Raw genomic sequence first — 15,917 nt, 5'->3', positions numbered from 1 at the left:
CACCAAGGGGGAGGAAACGGGTGGCGGTTGACGCGCTCAACGTAATCGGTTTGCAAAAATCGTTCGGCAGGAACCATGTGATCCGGGGGATCGACCTGTCCTTGCGGGCAGGGTCGGTGACCGTGCTCATGGGGGCGAACGGGGCGGGCAAATCGACCCTGGTGAAGATCATCTGCGGCCATCACGCGGCGGATGGCGGGACCATGACGCTGGCGGGCGCAGGGTTCGCGCCCTCGGATGCGGCGGACGCGATCAGCCAGGGCGTCGTGACGGTGCACCAATCCATTGATGACGGAGTGATCCCGGATCTGGACGTGGCCAACAACCTGATGCTCGACCGTCTCGTGGAGCGTGGACACGGGCTCTTTGTGCGTGAAAAACGGCTGCGCGCCGAGGCGGCCAAGGTCGCCGCCGCCATGGGGATCGAGGTCAATCTGAAGGCGCGGGTCTCGGACCTGTCGGTCGCGGATCGCCAGATGATCGCCATCGCCCGCGCCATGGCCCGGGCCCCCAAGGTGCTGATCCTCGACGAGCCGACCTCGTCGCTCTCGGCGACCGAGGCGGACCGGCTCTTTGCACTGATCGACCGACTGCGGGATCAGGGGGTCGCGATCCTCTATATCTCGCACCGGATGTCCGATATCCGCCGCCTCGCGGACCGGATCATCGTCATGCGCGACGGTGCGATCTCTGGCAGTTTCGAAACCGCTCCGCTCGATTACGAAGCCGCCGTGACGGCCATGCTCGGCCACCGGATGACCGAGGTGGATGTGGAGCTCGCCCCCGGCACGAGCCCCATCCTCCGGCTCTCGGATCTGCGGCTCGCGCCGGGCGGGGCCCCCGTCACGCTCGAGGCGCGGGATGGCGAGGTCGTTGCCCTTGTCGGCCTTCTGGGCAGCGGCAAGAGCAGGCTGGCCGAAATCCTGTTCGGCATCTGCCAGCCCCCGGGCGGCGAGATGCAGATCGCCGGTGCGCCCTACCGCCCCGGATCTGTCGAAGACGCGATTGCCCAGGGTGTCTTCATGTCCCCGAAGGATCGCGGCACCAATGCGGTGATCCCGGATTTCGACATTGCCGACAACATGACCCTGCCCTTCTTGCGCAGCCTCAGCGCGGGCGCGTTTCTCAGCGCCGGGCGCCAGCGCGCGCGGGCGCAGGAGATGGTCGAGGAGCTGGGCATCGTCTGCCAATCCGTGCGCGACGGGATCGGCACGCTCTCGGGCGGCAACCAGCAGAAGGTGATGATCGCCCGCTGGCTCTTGCAGCCGGCCCGCGTGCTCTTGCTCGACGAACCGTTCCAAGGCGTCGATATCGGCGCGCGCCGGGATATCGGCCGCCATATCCGCGCCACCGCCAAGGGTCGGGCCACGCTCGTCTTTCTCGCCGAGATCGACGAGGCGCTGGAGATCGCCGACCGGATCGTCGTCCTCCATGAACGCGAGGTGGTCGGCGAACATGTGAACCAGAATATCGACCTCGCGGCGCTCGTCTCGAACATCTCCGGCGCCGCAGTCCCAGCGACAGGCCCCATGTCATGACAGACCGACTTCTCGATTTCGCCATCCGTTACGGCTTTCTCATCCTGCTGGTGGGGCTGATCATCTATTTCAGCGTCGCGGCACCGGGGTTCTTTGGCCCGCTTTCTGCGGCTTTCGTGCTGCAGTCGGTGGCGATCACCGGCATCCTTGCGCTCGGGGTGACCTGCACGTTGGTGGTGGGCGGGTTCGATTTGTCCATCGGGGCGGTGGCGACCTCGGCGCTGATGCTGTCGGCCTATTCCATGGTGATCCTCGAGCATCCGACGATTATCGCCGTGGCGCTCTGCCTCGGGATGGGGGCGCTGGTCGGGTTGATCAACGGGCTGCTGATCGTGAAATTCCGGGTGCCGGACCTGCTGGCGACGCTGGGCATGATGTTCCTGCTGATCGGGCTGCAACGCATCCCGACCCAGGGCAATTCGATTGCCACGGGGATGAGCCTTGGCGATGGCCAATTTGCCGAGGGCACCTTCTCGGCGGCGTTTCTGTGGCTCGGGCGGCATCGGTTCGATCTGTTCATCGAGCGACTGCTGCCCATGCCTGTGGTTGTGTTCCTCGGGATCGCGGTGCTGATCTGGCTGTTCCTCGGCTTCACCCGGCACGGGCGGCTGATGTATGCCATCGGGTCGAACGCGCGGGCCGCCGGGCTCGTGGGCACGCCGGTCAACCGCTACAAGATCGCCGCCTATATGATTTCGGGCGTGACCGCGTCCATCGGCGGGATCCTTCTGGCCGCTCGGCTCGGACGCGGAGACATCGCCAGCGGCAACAACCTGCTGCTCGACAGCGTGGCCGCCGCCCTGATCGGCTTTGCCGTGCTCGGCGCGGCCCGGCCCAATGCATTCGGCACCGCCATCGGAGCGCTCTTCGTGGGGATCCTGCTACAGGGCATGACCATGATGAACGCGCCCTACTACACCCAGGATTTCGTGAAGGGCGCGGTGCTGGTCGCCGCACTTGTCTTCACATTCTACCTGTCCTCGCGCCGCACGGGCGCAGGGCACTGACCATCAGCGATAGGGAGGATATCATCATGCTGAGACGTCACTTCATGGCCCTGACGGGCGCGGCGAGCCTCGCCCTCGGCGCGGGCGCTGCCACGGCGCAAACGGCCCCGGCGCCGCTCGACAATCCCGGGGACGTCACCATCGCGTTGGTGCGCTACCTGTCCACGGGCGACTTCTTTCAGGCCTATCTCTCGGGTGTCGAGAAACAGGCCGCCGCCCTTGGCGTGAACCTGCGCGTGCTCGACAGCCGGCAGGATGCGGCGCTGCAGGCGGATATGGTGGACCAGGCGATTGCCCTTGGCGTGGACGGGATCGTGATCCAGCACGGGCTGACCGAGTCCATGCGCGAGGCCGCCCAGCGGGCCGTGGATGCGGGTATCAAGGTCGTGGCCTTCGATGTGAACGTGGAAAACGAGGCGATCCCGCAGATCGAGCAATCGGATTACCTGCTGGGCAAGCTCGCCCTCGAGCAGGCGATTGCCGATAATGGCGACGCGTTCGACGCTGGCTATGTCTACGTGCCCGGCATCGCCCCGCTCGACCGGCGCCACGTGGCCTGGGAAGAGGTCAAGGCCGCCAATCTCGGCATCTCGGAGGCCGCGCGGATCGGCACGCTCGACAACCCGATTGCCAATTCGAACGCCAATCAGGCCCGCGCGGCCCTGCAGGCCAACCCCAAGATCTCGGTCTTTTTCGCGCCCTATAACGAGTTCGCCAAGGGGGTGAAGATCGCCACGGACGAGCTTGGCCTGAGCGGGGATATGAGCATCTATTCCGCCGATATCTCGACCGCTGACATTGCGCTGATGCGCGAGCCGGGCAGCGCGTGGAAAGCCACCGTCGCCACCAACCCCGCCGTGGTCGGCGAGGTCTCGGTCCGGGCACTGGCACTGATGCTGGCGGGCGAGAACCCGGGGGCCTCGGTGATCGTGCCGCCGACCCTGATCACGCAAACCTTCCTGAACGACGAGAACATCCGCAACATGGAGGATCTCGGCGCGAAGATGCCGCAATTCCAGCATGCCGATGTGGCCATGGCAGACTGGATGCCCCTGCCCGCGCGCTGACCCTCGACCATCCCCCGGGCCCGGATCCGCAACGCGCGGGACCGGGCCCACCCTTTTCCTGACCGGAGCCCGCCATGCTGATCGGAATTGACCCCCGCACCACACCCGAACTGATCTCGACCCTCGCCCGGATGGGCCATGGCGACGAGATCGTCATCGCTGACCGCAATTACCCGGCCACATGGTCGGCGGCGGGCTGCATCGAGCCGGATGTGATCCAGTATCCGGGCCATGACGCGCTGGAGGTTGCAGATCTGATCACGCAGCTCATGCCGCTGGACAATTTCCACAGCCATTCCGCCCTGCGGATGCAGATCGACGATCAGCCCGACACCCTGTCCGAGGCCCATAAGGCGGTCTGGGACCTGCTGCGTCCACGCCTGCCCGAGGGCGGCCTGCTGGAAAGCATCGAGCGACAGGCCTTCTATGACCGCGCCGGGGGCAGTTTCGCCGTGGTGCAATGCAGCGAGGACCGGCCCTTTGGCTGCTTCATCCTGCGCAAGGGCGTGATCTTCTAGACGCTCCGTGCGCAGGCGGGCTCAGCGCGCCATCAGGTACTCGGCCACAGCCTGATAGGCCGGCAGCGATGTGGGGTCGATGAACCCGTTCTGCGCCAGCGGATAGGAGGCGAGCCGCACCAGCACCATTTGCGCTGTCGGATCCACGTAGATCGTCTGGCCATGCACCCCGCGCGCCGCATAAGCACCGTGCGCGTTGTGGAACACCCACCACTGACTGGTGTAGCTGCCGCCCTCAAGCGCCGCGAAACCGCTGAACTTCGCGCGATCCCCCCCGGCGGCGATCCGGTCTACCACCTCGGACGCAAAGAGCTGAGCATCGCCCACCCGCCCCCGGTCGAGCATCAGCTGCCCCAGCCGCCCAAGATCCCGCAGCCCCGCCGAGACCCCGCCCCCGGCAAAGGGCACGCCCAGCCCGTCCACGGTCTGATAAGCGTCCTGCTCGGCTCCCATGGGCCGCCAGAGCCGCGCCGAGGCGAGCTCGGTGACCGATTGCCCGGTCACCCGGCTGATCAGCCAGCCCAGCATGTCCGAATTGATGGTCTTGTAGTGAAACGCCTCGCCATGCCGCCCCTCGGGCGCGACCTGCTGCAGGTACTGCCAATAGCCGTTGGGCCCGGAATACCCCGCCGGTTTCGGCAAGGGGCTGGCCGCCGCCGAATAGCGCCAGATATCCGCCTCCGGGTCCGCGTAATCCTCGGAATAGGCCACGCCGGTGGTCATATCCATCACCTGCCGCACCGTGGCGGAGGCGAAGGCGTTGTCACCGATCTCGGGGATGATGTCGCGCACCAAGGCCGTCTCATCCAGCACGCCCTCGGCCACCAGGATCTGTCCCAGCAGGCCGGTGATCGACTTGGTCATGGACATGATCGCGTGCTTGCCATCCTCGGCCAGACAGCCCGCATAGCGCTCATAGACGATCTCGCCCCGGTGCAGGATCAGCATCCCATCCGTGTAGTTGGCGTGGAATGCCGCCTCCCAGGTCATCGGGTTCCCATCGCCCAGCGGCTGAAACTGCAGCGCGTCGATCTCGGCCCGCAGGCGCGCCAGCCCCTCGGCGGGTGGGCGCGGCAAGGGGCGCGGTGCCCCAAGGCCCCGGCTGATCTCTTCTGTGGGCAGAAACTCCCGCAGGTGACAGACGGACCAGCGCAGGCGCGGAAAACTGAAATACACCGAATCCGGCTGGGTGATCTGCTTGTCCGGCGGCGGGGGAAATCCCTGCATCCAGCCCATCACGCGCGGATCGCTGTCCTGCGCCGAGAGCGTCCCCGCAGGCAACTGCGCCGCGGCGGGTACGGTCAGGAATGACAGGCCAAGGGCGGCCGCCAGAAAGATGCTGCGCATGGGGGCTCCTTTCGATTTGCGTCTGCCGAAGATCTAGGGCGATTGCGCGCGCTGTCGCGCGGCGGGATCGGGTGATCGGCGTCACTATCCGGGCCACGTCAAGGCGGCCCGCCGGAGCGCCGCAGCCGATCCGAAAGCCCCCGAAACCATCGCCCGCCATCGCGGCGCCCCATGGCTCACGGGCGCGCGGCGCGCCCCGCCGACCCGCCAGCCAGACGCCCGAAGATCGCGCCCGAGGTGAGGCCCGACCCTCCGGGATAGCCTTCGTAGAACACCCCGCCCACCATCTCGCCGCAGGCATAGAGCCCGTCGATCTCGCGCCCATCCTCGCGCAGCACCGCGCCCCGGTCCGACACGGCGAGCCCGCCATAGGTAAAGGTGATCCCGCCCGTGACCGGATAGGCCCGGAAGGGCGGCGTATCGAGGACCTGCGCCCAGTTCGATCGGGGCACGGGCAGCCCGGGCGCGGATTTGCCGTCGAGCACCGTGGGGTCGAAGGGTGTCTCGCGATCCACCGCCGCGTTGAAAGCGTTCAACGTGGCCAGCGCGGCCAGTTGGTCCACCCCTTCGAGCTTGGCGCACAGCCCCACAAGGCTATCGGCTTCGACGAAATGCGCCTCCTCGAAATGATACTCGCCATAGAGCAGCGGATCGACCTTGGCATCGAAGATCTGCCAGGCGAAATGCCCCGGCTGGTCGAGCACCGCGCGCCCGAACTGCGCGTAGGTGTAGTTGCGGAACGTCTTGCCCTCATCCACAAACCGCGCCCCGTCCGCGTTGAGCATCACTCCCAGGAAATAGCAGATCTTGCGGAAATTCTTGCGCTCGGACGGGGGCAGATGCAGCCCGCCGAAATCCGCCATATGCAGATCCATGGGCGTGGCGTGGCAGCCCTCATAGAGCCCGTGGCGCGCCGCCCCGATATCGAGCGCCATGCGCAGCCCGTCGCCGGTGTTATGGGGCGTGCCCCGCACCTTGGCGTTGCGCCAGTTGCCGCCCATCCAGCGCGCGCGCAGCTCGGGGTCGGCCTCGAACCCGCCACAGGCGAGAACCACCGCGTCGGCGGTCAGCGTCTCGTCCCCCACGCGCCCCCCTGTGACCCAGTCGCCCTCGGTCACGAGCCCCGTCACCCCCGCCCCGCAGCGCAACCGTCCGCCCAGGCGTTTCACCGTCGCCAGCTCCATCTCGAACAGGCCCACCCCCTCGTTCCGGGCAGCGAGGGCCAGCCCGCCCCAGAACACGATCTCACCATCGCGTTCGAAACTCTGGCGTGACCAGATCGGCTCGAAGGTGACGTCGTGGCGCGCCAGCCAGTGAAGGGTGTCAAGAGAGTGCTCGACCAGTCGGGTCTGTTCGGGCGACAGCGGGCGCCCGTCATTGAACCCCAGCAGATCCTCGGCAAACTGCGCCTTGGGGTAGCTGCCGAACCGCGTGCGCGCCAGTCGCGGATCCGCCCGGTCCCGGATCAGCGGCATCAGATCCGCGGGACCGTCATAGGCAAAGCGCATCGCCCCGGCAGTGTATTTCGTGTTGCCTCCGGCCAGTTCCGCATCCGCCTTTTCGAGGATCAGCACATCGGCCCCCTCCTCCAGTGCTGCGAGGGCTGCACACAGGGCCGCATTTCCCGAGCCGACGACGATCACATGCTTTGACATCTTGTCCTCCATCCGATACAAATATTGTATCCAATCGGATACAATACTGGATGACCAGACCGTGACACGCAAGGACAACCCCGAACTCAACCAGGGCGGCGCGGCCTATGCCGCTCTGCTCAAGGCCATTCGCGCGGGGCATTACGCCCCCGGAGACCGCCTGCGCGAGGTTGATATCGCCGAGCGTCTGTCCCTGTCGCGCACGCCGATCCGCGAGGCGCTGCGCCGGTTGGAGGCCGATGGCATTGTCGAGCACAAGGCCCGGATCGGGGCGGTCATTCGCCAGCTGAGCCATGCCGAGGTGGTCGAGCTTTACGAGATGCGGCTGGTGCTGGAGCGGACCGCCTCGGAGCTTGCGGCGAAACATGCCGTGGGCGCGCAGGTGGATGAGCTGGCCGCGCTGAACGCCCAGATCGCCGCCTGCCAGGGCGACAGTCAGCGGGCCGCCGCGATCAACCAGCAATTCCACGAGGTGCTCTACCGCGCCGGGCGCAACCGCTTCCTGCTGGAGGCGGCGCGGGTGCTGAACAACGCGCTCTTGCTGCTGGGCCCGACGACGCTGGCCGACGAGGCCCGGATCGAGACGGTCTGCCACCAGCATGATGCGATCATCGATGCGATCCGCGCGGGGGATGAAGCCGCAGCGGGTGCGGCGGCCGAGGCCCATCTGGAAACCTCCCTGCGCCACCGTCTCGCTGTGATGCGCGCGCTGTGATCCTGCTGCGGACATATGCGATCGCCTTGCTGGGGGTTGCCGTCTTCACGGCGCTGGACCTGCCCCTGCCCTGGCTGCTCGGGCCGATTGCTGCCTGCCTGATCGCCGGTCTGCTGGGGCTGGATCTGCGCGGGTTGAAGCCGGTGAACGAGGCGATGCGCGCGGTTCTGGGCGTGGCAGTGGGCGCGACGCTGAGCCTGTCGGTGGTGCTCTCGATGGCGGCGATGTGGCCGACGCTGTTGATGATCCCGGTGCTGATCGCACTCTCGGCGGTGATCGGGGTGCCCTATTTCCAGCGCCTCTGGGGCTTCGACTTCGCGACCAGCTATTACTCGGCCATGCCCGGGGGCCTGCAGGACATGCTGGTCTTCGGCGAGGAGGCGGGCGGTGATGTGCGCGCCCTTTCGTTGATCCACGCGACACGGGTCATGGTCATCGTGACGATCCTGCCCTTCGTGCTGGAATGGGGCTGGGAGGTGGATCTGTCCAACCCGCCCGGCGCCCCGGCCGCGAGCATCCCCGCCGCGCAGCTTGCCCTGATGGTCCTTGCCGGACTCGTCGGCTGGCAGGTTGCCCGGCGCGTCGGTCTCTTCGGAGCGTCGATCCTCGGCCCGATGATCGCCGCCGGAATCCTCGCCATGCTGGGCATCCTGCACTACCGTCCGCCCGCGGAAGCGATCTGGGCCGCGCAATTCTTCATCGGGATGACCGTGGGCGCGAAATACGCGGGCGTCACCGGGCCCGAGGTGCGGCGCGACGTGCTCGCGGCGCTGGGGTTCTGCGTGGTGCTTCTGGTTCTGGCGCTGATCTTCACCGAGGCGGTGATCCTGCTCGGGCTCGCCCCGCCGCTCGACGCGCTTCTGGCCTTCGCGCCAGGCGGGCAGGCCGAGATGACCGTGCTGGCGCTCTTGACCGGGGCGGATATGGCCTTTGTCATCGCCCATCACATCCTGCGGATCGTGACCGTGATCGTCGGGGCGCCGGTCGCCGCGCGCTGGCTCAGCCCCAAACCTCCGGGTTGATCATGTGGATCGGCGCGCCCGCCGCAAAGGCCGCCACCTGATCGAAGATATCCGCGAATTGCAGCGCATACTCCTCCTCTGTGACAAAGCCGATATGAGGCGTGGCAATCACGTTGGGATGGGTCAGGAGCGGATGGGACGGGTCGGTCAGCGGCTCGGTGTCGAAGACATCCACTGCGGCCCGGATCCGGCCCCGGGCAATCTCAGCCTCGAGCGCGCCGGGCGCGATCAGCCCGGCGCGGGCGGTGTTCACCAGAAGACTGCCCGGCGCCATGGCCGCCAGATCCGCCGCGCTGACCCCACCCCGGGTCTCGGGCGTGAGCCGCTGATGGAGGCTGACCACATCCGAGCTCGCAAAGAACTCTGCGCGCGAGGACGCGACCTGCGCGCCATCGGCGCGGGCCCGATCCCGACTGCCCTCTGAGGCCCACCACTGTACCGTCATGCCCAGAGCCTCGGCAGAGGCCGCCACCGCGCGGGCGATCCGACCATAGCCCAGAAGCCCCAGCCGGCACCCCCGGAGGGTCCGCCCGACGCCCGCCTGCCATTGCCCTGCGCGCAGCGACGCCACTTGCGCCGGCAGGTCCCGGGCGCTGGCCAGCATCAAGGCCAGCGTCAGCTCGACCGCCGCATAATTCGGCCCGCCCCCGCCCTTCATCTTCGAACAGAGCAGCACCCCATGCGCGGTACAGCCCGGAACGTCGATATGGGGATAGGTGCTGCGCTGGGAAATCAGGCGCAGCTTCGGCATCCGCGCGAGCAGCTCTCGGTCGATCGCGGTGCGTTCGCGAAACAGCACCAGCGCCTCGGCCTCGGCCAGACGCGCGGCCAGCGTGGCGCGGTCGGCCATATGATCGGTCCAGACCGTGACGTCATGCCCGGCCAACCGGTCAAAACAGGGCAGGCCCCGCAGGGTGTCGAACCAATCGTCGAGAATATGAACCTTCACCTGGCCTCCCCCCTTTTCGGCAGCGTCTAGAGATGCCCGGGCCCGAGATCCTCCGGCGGCAGGAGCCGCCCGATGACCGCGATGAGAAAGGCCGTGCTGATGCCGAAGGTCAGCAACCCGGTGATCGCTCCGAAGGTCGCAAAGATCCGCAGCCCCTCGCCCAGCGTGAGATCCCCGTAGCCGAGGGTCGTGTAGGTGACGGTCGCGAAATAGAAACTCGCGGCGATGTCGTCGAAGGCCCCGACGCTCGTAAAGGCAAAGGCCCAGGTCCAGATCTGGATCGTGTGCGCGGCCACGATGATCATCAGCGCCAGCGACAGCAAGAGCGCCGATCGCACCACTTTTCCGTTATGATGGAACCGCTTATGGACAGTTGCCATTGCCGGAATGCTCAAGGCCATGAACCCCACATGGACCAGAGCGCACACTGTCAGAAAGCAGCTTCCCAACAGAACCTGGGCGGTCATCGTCATTGGCGTCCTTTCCAGTTTGACTGGCGTGGTAAACACTGCAAGCGTACTGGAAAGTCTATAACGATGGAGCCCCGGATGATGAACCAGCTAATCGCGCGTGTCTTTGTGACCGCTGCGCTCACCGGTATGCCTCTGGGTCTGGCCGCGCAGGACAGCGCGGCGCAGGACATTCCGCGCCCTGCCAAGGTGGCCGTGGTCGAACAGACCGCAAGCGAGGTGACCCGGACCTATCCGGCCATCGTTCTGCCCTCCGATGAGGTTGAGCTCTCCTTCCGGGTCAGCGGGCCGGTGGTCGATCTGCCGATCCGGGCCGCAACCAGCGTGGTCAAGGGCGATGTGATCGCCCAGATCGACCCGCGCGATTTCGAACGCCGGGTTGCCCAGCTTGAAAGCCAGCGCGACCAGTCCGCAGCTCAGCTCGAGGCGCTGCGCATCGGTGCCCGGGTCGAAGAGGTCGCCGCACTCGAGGCCGCAGTCGCGTCCGCCGAGGCTCAGCTCGAGCAGGCTCAGGAACAGGCAGCCCGAACACGGCAGCTGACCGAACGGGGCGTGGCCTCCACAGCGCAGCTCGAGGGGGATGAGGCGAATTTGCGGGTCGCACAGGCCAATCTGCGCGCCCAGCAGGAACAGCTTGCCATCGGGCAATCCGGCGGACGCCCGGAGGATATCCAGGCCGCAGAGGCCGTGCTGCGCGGGCTTGAGACGGAAATCCAGATCGCCCGCGACCAGTTGGATGATGCCACCCTGCGCGCCCCCTTTGACGGGATCATCGCGCGGCGCGATATCGACAGCTTCACCATCGTGCAGGCGGGACAGAGCGTGGCGCTGCTGCAGAACCTGCAGATTGTGCATCTTCTCTTCGACGTGCCGGGACCGGATGTCACCGCGCTCTCGGCCAATGGTCAGGAGAATATCCGCAACAAGGTGACCTTTGACGCCCTGCCCGGAGACATCTTCGACGGCGAGATCGTGGAATTCTCGGTCCAGGCCGACAGCGCGACCCAGACCTATCGCGGACGCGTGGCGGTGGTCCCGCCGGAGAACGCGGCGATCCTTCCGGGCATGGTGGGGCGTGTCCTCTCTTCGGCGCCGGGCAATGGTCAAAAACTGCTGATCCCGCTCACCGCCCTTGCCGCCGACCCAGGCGGCAGCCCATTTGTCTGGCAGGTGCTGGAGGACAATACCGTGCGCCGCCAGCCCATCACCCTCGGCGAGGCCGAAGGCGACAAGGTCGCGGTGGAGGACGGGCTTGCCGCCGGAGATACGGTTGTGGCCGCCGGAGTGAGCCAGATCATGGAGGGCATGACGATCCGCCCGGTCACGAAGATCGGGGGCTGAGCCAGTGGATCTCGCAGATTTCGCACTGAAAAAGCGGGTCATCTCAGCGGTCTCCACGATCCTGATCCTGATTGCCGGCTATTACGCCTACTCGACGCTGCCACGCTTCGAGGACCCGGAATTCATCATCCGGCAAGCCCAGATCATCACCCCCTATCCCGGGGCGGGCGCCGAGGAGGTGGCCGAAGAGGTCACCGAGGTGATCGAGGATGCGCTGCAGCAATTGCAGGGCGTGCTCGAGGTGCGCTCGGTCTCGTCGCCGGGGCTGAGCAACGTGATGGTGGAATTCAATATCCCCTCCGTGCCTGATTACGACACGCTCTATCAGCGCTTTGCCCAGATGCGGGCCAAGATCGACGATGCGCAACCGAACCTGCCCCCCAACGCCCTGACCAGTCAGGTCTATGACGATTTCGGGGATGTTTTCGCGCTCTATTTCGCGGTGGTGGGCGACGGCTATACGATCACGGATCTTTACAACTACGCCAAGGAGTTACAGCGCCTTCTTGTCACGGTAGATGGCGTCTCGAAGGTGGTTCTGAACGGCGTTCAGGACGAGGTGATCTATGTGGAGTACTCCTCGGCCCGGCTGATCGAGCTGGGGCTTACCTCCGAGCAGGTCTCGCAGATCCTTGAGGGTCAGAACCTCGTGATCCCGGGCGGCTCGATCCAGGCGGGACAGACGCGGCTGGAAATCCGCGTGCCGGACGGGGTCTCGTCAAGCGAGGCCATCGCGAACCTGATTATCACCAATCCCGAGAACGGCGCGCTGTTCCGCCTTGGCGATATCGCCGAGATCAAACGCGGTCTCGTGGACCCGCCCGCCGGGCTGATCTATCGCGACGGTCGGCCCGCCATCGGGATCGGCATCTCGAACACCTTGGGCGGCAATGTCGTGAATATGGGCGTCGCCGTGAAAGAGCGGATGGCCGAGAACATCTCGGAACGACCCATCGGGATCGAAGTTTTGCCGATTTCGGACCAGAGCGACAGCGTGAAGGTCTCGGTCGACGACTTCGTGGGCAACGTGGTGCTGGCCCTTGTGATCGTTGTCGGGACGCTGATGATCTTCATGGGCCTGCGCTCGGGCCTGCTGATGGGGGGGATCCTGCTGATCACCGTGGCAGGGACCCTCTTCGGGATGCTGCTCTACGGGCTGGACATGCAGCGGATCTCGCTCGGGGCGCTGATCATCGCCCTGGGGATGCTGGTGGACAACGCGATCGTCGTGGTCGAGGGCACGCTGGTCCGTGTCCAGAAAGGCGAGAGCACCGCCAAGGCCGCCGTGGCCGTGGTGAATCAAACGAAATGGCCCCTGCTTGGCGGGACCGTGGTGGGCTTTCTCGCCTTCTCGCCCGTGGGATTCTCGCCGGACAATACCGGGGAATACGCAGGCAGCCTGTTCTGGACCATCGCGATCTCGCTGCTGTTCTCCTGGCTGGTGGCGATCTGGTTGACGCCCTATTTCTGTTCGCTCCTGCTCAAGCCGCCCGCGCCGTCCGAGGACGGCAATCTCCCAGCCCCCAAACCCGAGAACCGCGCCCTGCGCGCCTATCGCGGCCTGCTCGCCAAGGCGATCCGCTTCCGCTATGGCACGGTGGTGCTGGTCGTGGCCCTCTTTGCCTCGGCCATCGCGATGTTCAGTCAGGTGCCGCCGGGCTTCTTTCCGACCTCGACGCGGCCGCAATTCGTGGTCGACTACTTCCTGCCCAAGGGCACCGATATCTCGCGCACCCGCGAAGACGTGCTGGAAATCGACGCCCATGCCCGCACTCTGGCCGGTGTGACCGGCACGAACACCGCCGTGGGCAGCGGGCACCAGCGTTTCATGCTGATCTACGAATCCGAGGATCCGGACAGCTCTTATGGACAGGTGCTGGTGGATGTGGAGAGCTTCGACCAGATCTCGGAGCTCGTGGATGAATTGCAGAGCTGGGTCGATGACCGCTTCCCGGAGGCCACGGCCAAGGTCTGGCAATTCACGCTGGGCCCGGGCGGCGGCTCCAAGATCGAGGCGCAGTTCAGCGGCCCCGATGCGGCCACCCTGCGCGCCCTGGCGAACCAGGCCAAGGAGGTGATGGCCGAGTATGGCGCCATCGCGATCAAGGATGACTGGCGCGAGCAGGTCCCGGTGATCGAACCCAGGATCGATACTGACAGCGCGCGGCGACTTGGCCTTTCGCAGGCGGATATCTCGAACGCGCTTTACGGGCATCTAAACGGGATCACCCTGGGGGTGTTCCGCGAGGGCGACGAGTTGCTGGATGTGGTGATGCGGCCGCGAGAATCGGATCGCAACGATGTCAGCGGGCTGCGCAATGTGCAGGTCTTCAGTCAGGTGACCGGCGGCTATATCCCGATTTCGCAGGTCGTGGACCGTTTCGACGTAGTGTTCGAGGCGGGCAACCTGCGCCGGGTTGACCGGCAACTGACCATCACCGCGCAATCGGACAACGCGCCCGGTGTGCTGTCGGGCGATCTCTTCGAGCAGGTCCGCGGCCCCATCGAGGACATCCCCCTGCCCCCGGGCTACACGCTCAGCTGGGAGGGTGAATACGGCAACTCGCAAGAGGCCAATGCCGGTCTCGCCTCGACCATGCCGCTCGGGTTCGGGGCCATGATCCTCGTGGTGATCCTGCTCTTCAACGCTGTGAAACAACCGCTGATCATCTGGCTGACGGTGCCTCTGGCCCTGATCGGGGTGATCTGGGGACTGGCGCTGACCGGAACACCGCTGGAATTCATGGCCATCCTCGGGGTGCTGTCCCTGACCGGGATGCTGATCAAGAATGCCATCGTTCTGATCGACGAGACCGACAGTCAGATTACCGATGGGAAGGCGCGCATGTCCGCGGTGGTGGACGCCGCCGTCAGCCGCGTGCGCCCCGTCGTGCTCGGCGTGCTGACCACGGTGCTCGGGGTGGTGCCCCTGCTTTGGGATCCGTTCTTCCAGTCGCTGGCGGTGGTGATCATCTGCGGGCTGAGCTTTGCCACGGTCCTCACCCTTATCATCGTGCCGACGCTTTACACGATCTTCTTCCGCGTCCGCGCGGAAGAGACCGAAGGCGCGGCAGGCTAGAGGCCGACGAAAACCCGGATCACAAAGGCATTGGCCAGATCCACGAAGAAGGCCGAGACCAGGGGCAGCACGATGAAGGCCAGCGGTGCTGCCCCGTAGCGTTTCGTCACCGAGGACATGTTCGCGATTGCCGTGGGCGTGGCCCCGAGGGCAAATCCCGCAAACCCCGCGCTCAGCACGGCAGCGGTGAAGCTGCGCCCGATGGCCGGAAAGACCACGAGGAAGATGAAGGCCGTGGTCATCGCCACCTGCAGGACCAGCACCCCGAGGATCGGCCCGCCCAGCTCGACCAGTGTCCAGAGCTGCATGCTCATGAGTGACATGGCCAGAAAGACCGAAAGGCTGTAATCCGAGACAACGGCCAGCGCACGGCTCCCCGCTGGCCATGTCAGCCGTGGCAGCAGGTAGGGAATGGTGTTCGACATCACGATCCCCACCAGCAGGCAGGGCACGAAGAGTGGCAGTTGCACCCCCGCCTCGAGGATCGCCACATGGGCGATATAGCCCAGCAGGATCGCCACATGGGCCGCCAGCATGGCGCGCATCAGGCTGATATGGTTGACCACCTCGCTGGGCGCGCCGGGGTCCTCGAATTCGAGCCCGACCACCGGGGCCGCGTCTTCCTCGCCGCGCAACCCGTGGCGGTCGATCAGCCGTTTGGCGATCGGCCCGCCCATGGTCGCGGCCAGCACCAGTCCCAGCGTCGCCGCCGCGATCCCCAGCTCGGAGGCGGCGTCAAAGCCCGTCATCTCTTCGATTTGCGGCCCCCAGGCGATGGCCGTGCCATGCCCGCCGATCAGCGAGGCAGAGCCCAGCAGTACCCCGACCGGTGTCGGCAGATCAAAGAGCAGCGCACCGAGATAGCCGACCGCGTTCTGCAGCAGCATGAAGCCCACCGTCAGCGCCAGCAGCACCCCCAGAAGCCGACCGCCGCGCAGCAGATCCGCAAAGCGCGCGTTCAATCCGATACAGGCGAAGAACAGCACCAGAAGGTAGTCCCGCACCGCCAGATCGAAGACGATCTGCCGCCCGCTCAGCGCGAAGACCGCCCAGGTCACGAGGGCCACCGCCAACCCACCCGAAACCGGTTCGGGGATGTTGTAATCCTTCAAAAGCCGCAGGCTGCGGGTGAGGAACGCGCCCACGAAATAGACCAAAAGGCCAATCGTGACCGAGATAAAGGCGGGGACGAGGATGTCAGGCATGGGG

General features: G+C 66.0%; 13 protein-coding genes. 8 read left to right on the top strand and 5 right to left on the bottom strand.

Going from position 1 to position 15,917, the window contains the following annotated elements:
• Nucleotides 1-77 precede the first annotated feature (77 nt).
• The 4 genes from ACP15I_RS06195 to ACP15I_RS06180 all read left to right on the top strand — a co-directional run bounded on the left by ACP15I_RS06195 (nt 78) and on the right by ACP15I_RS06180 (nt 4,130).
• The gene (locus tag ACP15I_RS06195) at nt 78-1,538 is read left to right on the top strand and encodes a sugar ABC transporter ATP-binding protein (RefSeq protein WP_424974381.1); all 1,461 of its coding nucleotides are present in this window, start codon (nt 78-80) and stop codon (nt 1,536-1,538) included.
• Nucleotides 1,535-2,545 (top strand): ABC transporter permease, encoded by a 1,011-nt coding sequence (locus ACP15I_RS06190; RefSeq protein ID WP_424974380.1) that lies wholly within the window; start codon nt 1,535-1,537, stop codon nt 2,543-2,545. Before ACP15I_RS06195 ends, ACP15I_RS06190 begins: the two co-directional genes overlap by 4 nt.
• 26 nt (nt 2,546-2,571) lie before the next feature.
• Nucleotides 2,572-3,612: a substrate-binding domain-containing protein gene (locus ACP15I_RS06185; RefSeq protein WP_424967846.1), complete on the top strand. Its 1,041-nt coding sequence runs from the start codon at nt 2,572-2,574 to the stop codon at nt 3,610-3,612.
• 74 nt (nt 3,613-3,686) lie between these two features.
• Nucleotides 3,687-4,130, top strand: a complete 444-nt coding sequence (locus tag ACP15I_RS06180) for an RbsD/FucU family protein (RefSeq protein ID WP_424967845.1) — start codon at nt 3,687-3,689, stop codon at nt 4,128-4,130.
• A gap of 21 nt (nt 4,131-4,151) precedes the next feature.
• On the opposite strand, the gene ACP15I_RS06175 is transcribed toward ACP15I_RS06180, so the two are convergent.
• Together ACP15I_RS06175 and tcuA are read right to left on the bottom strand one after the other, a co-directional pair.
• A complete protein-coding gene (locus tag ACP15I_RS06175) occupies nt 4,152-5,366 on the bottom strand; it encodes a serine hydrolase domain-containing protein (protein ID WP_424974619.1) in 1,215 nt (404 codons plus the stop codon).
• Between the two features lie 287 nt (nt 5,367-5,653).
• The gene (tcuA, locus tag ACP15I_RS06170) at nt 5,654-7,132 is read right to left on the bottom strand and encodes an FAD-dependent tricarballylate dehydrogenase TcuA (protein WP_424974379.1); all 1,479 of its coding nucleotides are present in this window, start codon (nt 7,130-7,132) and stop codon (nt 5,654-5,656) included.
• 61 nt (nt 7,133-7,193) lie between these two features.
• Here tcuA and ACP15I_RS06165 point away from each other — a divergent pair, with 61 nt between their 5' ends.
• Nucleotides 7,194-7,847 carry a GntR family transcriptional regulator gene (locus tag ACP15I_RS06165; RefSeq protein WP_424974378.1) on the top strand — a complete coding sequence of 218 codons (654 nt, stop codon included), beginning with the start codon at nt 7,194-7,196 and terminating at the stop codon, nt 7,845-7,847.
• On the top strand, nt 7,844-8,869 hold the full coding sequence (locus ACP15I_RS06160; protein ID WP_424974377.1) for an AbrB family transcriptional regulator: 1,026 nt from the start codon (nt 7,844-7,846) through the stop codon (nt 8,867-8,869). Before ACP15I_RS06165 ends, ACP15I_RS06160 begins: the two co-directional genes overlap by 4 nt.
• Here the strand turns inward: ACP15I_RS06160 and ACP15I_RS06155 are convergent.
• Nucleotides 8,847-9,818, bottom strand: a complete 972-nt coding sequence (locus ACP15I_RS06155) for a D-2-hydroxyacid dehydrogenase family protein (protein ID WP_424974376.1) — start codon at nt 9,816-9,818, stop codon at nt 8,847-8,849. The genes ACP15I_RS06160 and ACP15I_RS06155 overlap by 23 nt on opposite strands.
• A 26-nt stretch (nt 9,819-9,844) precedes the next feature.
• Nucleotides 9,845-10,291 (bottom strand): ion channel, encoded by a 447-nt coding sequence (locus ACP15I_RS06150; protein ID WP_424974375.1) that lies wholly within the window; start codon nt 10,289-10,291, stop codon nt 9,845-9,847.
• Between the two features lie 78 nt (nt 10,292-10,369).
• On the opposite strand from ACP15I_RS06150, the gene ACP15I_RS06145 reads away from it, so the two are divergent.
• Nucleotides 10,370-11,629: an efflux RND transporter periplasmic adaptor subunit gene (locus tag ACP15I_RS06145; protein ID WP_424974374.1), complete on the top strand. Its 1,260-nt coding sequence runs from the start codon at nt 10,370-10,372 to the stop codon at nt 11,627-11,629.
• Between the two features lie 4 nt (nt 11,630-11,633).
• Nucleotides 11,634-14,708 carry an efflux RND transporter permease subunit gene (locus ACP15I_RS06140; protein ID WP_424974373.1) on the top strand — a complete coding sequence of 1,025 codons (3,075 nt, stop codon included), beginning with the start codon at nt 11,634-11,636 and terminating at the stop codon, nt 14,706-14,708.
• Here the strand turns inward: ACP15I_RS06140 and gltS are convergent.
• Nucleotides 14,705-15,913 carry a sodium/glutamate symporter gene (gene gltS, locus ACP15I_RS06135; RefSeq protein WP_424974372.1) on the bottom strand — a complete coding sequence of 403 codons (1,209 nt, stop codon included), beginning with the start codon at nt 15,911-15,913 and terminating at the stop codon, nt 14,705-14,707. The two genes, ACP15I_RS06140 and gltS, sit on opposite strands and share 4 nt — an antisense overlap.
• Nucleotides 15,914-15,917 lie beyond the last annotated feature (4 nt).

Origin of the sequence: Dinoroseobacter sp. S124A (genome assembly GCF_049801015.1) — a bacterium.
GTDB lineage: Bacteria > Pseudomonadota > Alphaproteobacteria > Rhodobacterales > Rhodobacteraceae > Dinoroseobacter.
Note: the sequence above shows the minus strand (reverse complement) of the source record. Positions and strands in the feature narration are given on the sequence as shown.

What these genes read in the sequence shown, in the direction of transcription:
- ACP15I_RS06175 (WP_424974619.1), bottom strand. Translation starts at nt 5,366, where the DNA reads ATGGGCTGGATGCAGGGATTTCCCCCGCCGCCGGACAAGCAGATCACC.
- ACP15I_RS06180 (WP_424967845.1), top strand. Translation starts at nt 3,687, where the DNA reads ATGCTGATCGGAATTGACCCCCGCACCACACCCGAACTGATCTCGACC.
- ACP15I_RS06185 (WP_424967846.1), top strand. Translation starts at nt 2,572, where the DNA reads ATGCTGAGACGTCACTTCATGGCCCTGACGGGCGCGGCGAGCCTCGCC.
- gltS (WP_424974372.1), bottom strand. Translation starts at nt 15,913, where the DNA reads ATGCCTGACATCCTCGTCCCCGCCTTTATCTCGGTCACGATTGGCCTT.
- ACP15I_RS06150 (WP_424974375.1), bottom strand. Translation starts at nt 10,291, where the DNA reads ATGACGATGACCGCCCAGGTTCTGTTGGGAAGCTGCTTTCTGACAGTG.
- ACP15I_RS06145 (WP_424974374.1), top strand. Translation starts at nt 10,370, where the DNA reads ATGAACCAGCTAATCGCGCGTGTCTTTGTGACCGCTGCGCTCACCGGT.
- ACP15I_RS06190 (WP_424974380.1), top strand. Translation starts at nt 1,535, where the DNA reads ATGACAGACCGACTTCTCGATTTCGCCATCCGTTACGGCTTTCTCATC.
- tcuA (WP_424974379.1), bottom strand. Translation starts at nt 7,132, where the DNA reads ATGTCAAAGCATGTGATCGTCGTCGGCTCGGGAAATGCGGCCCTGTGT.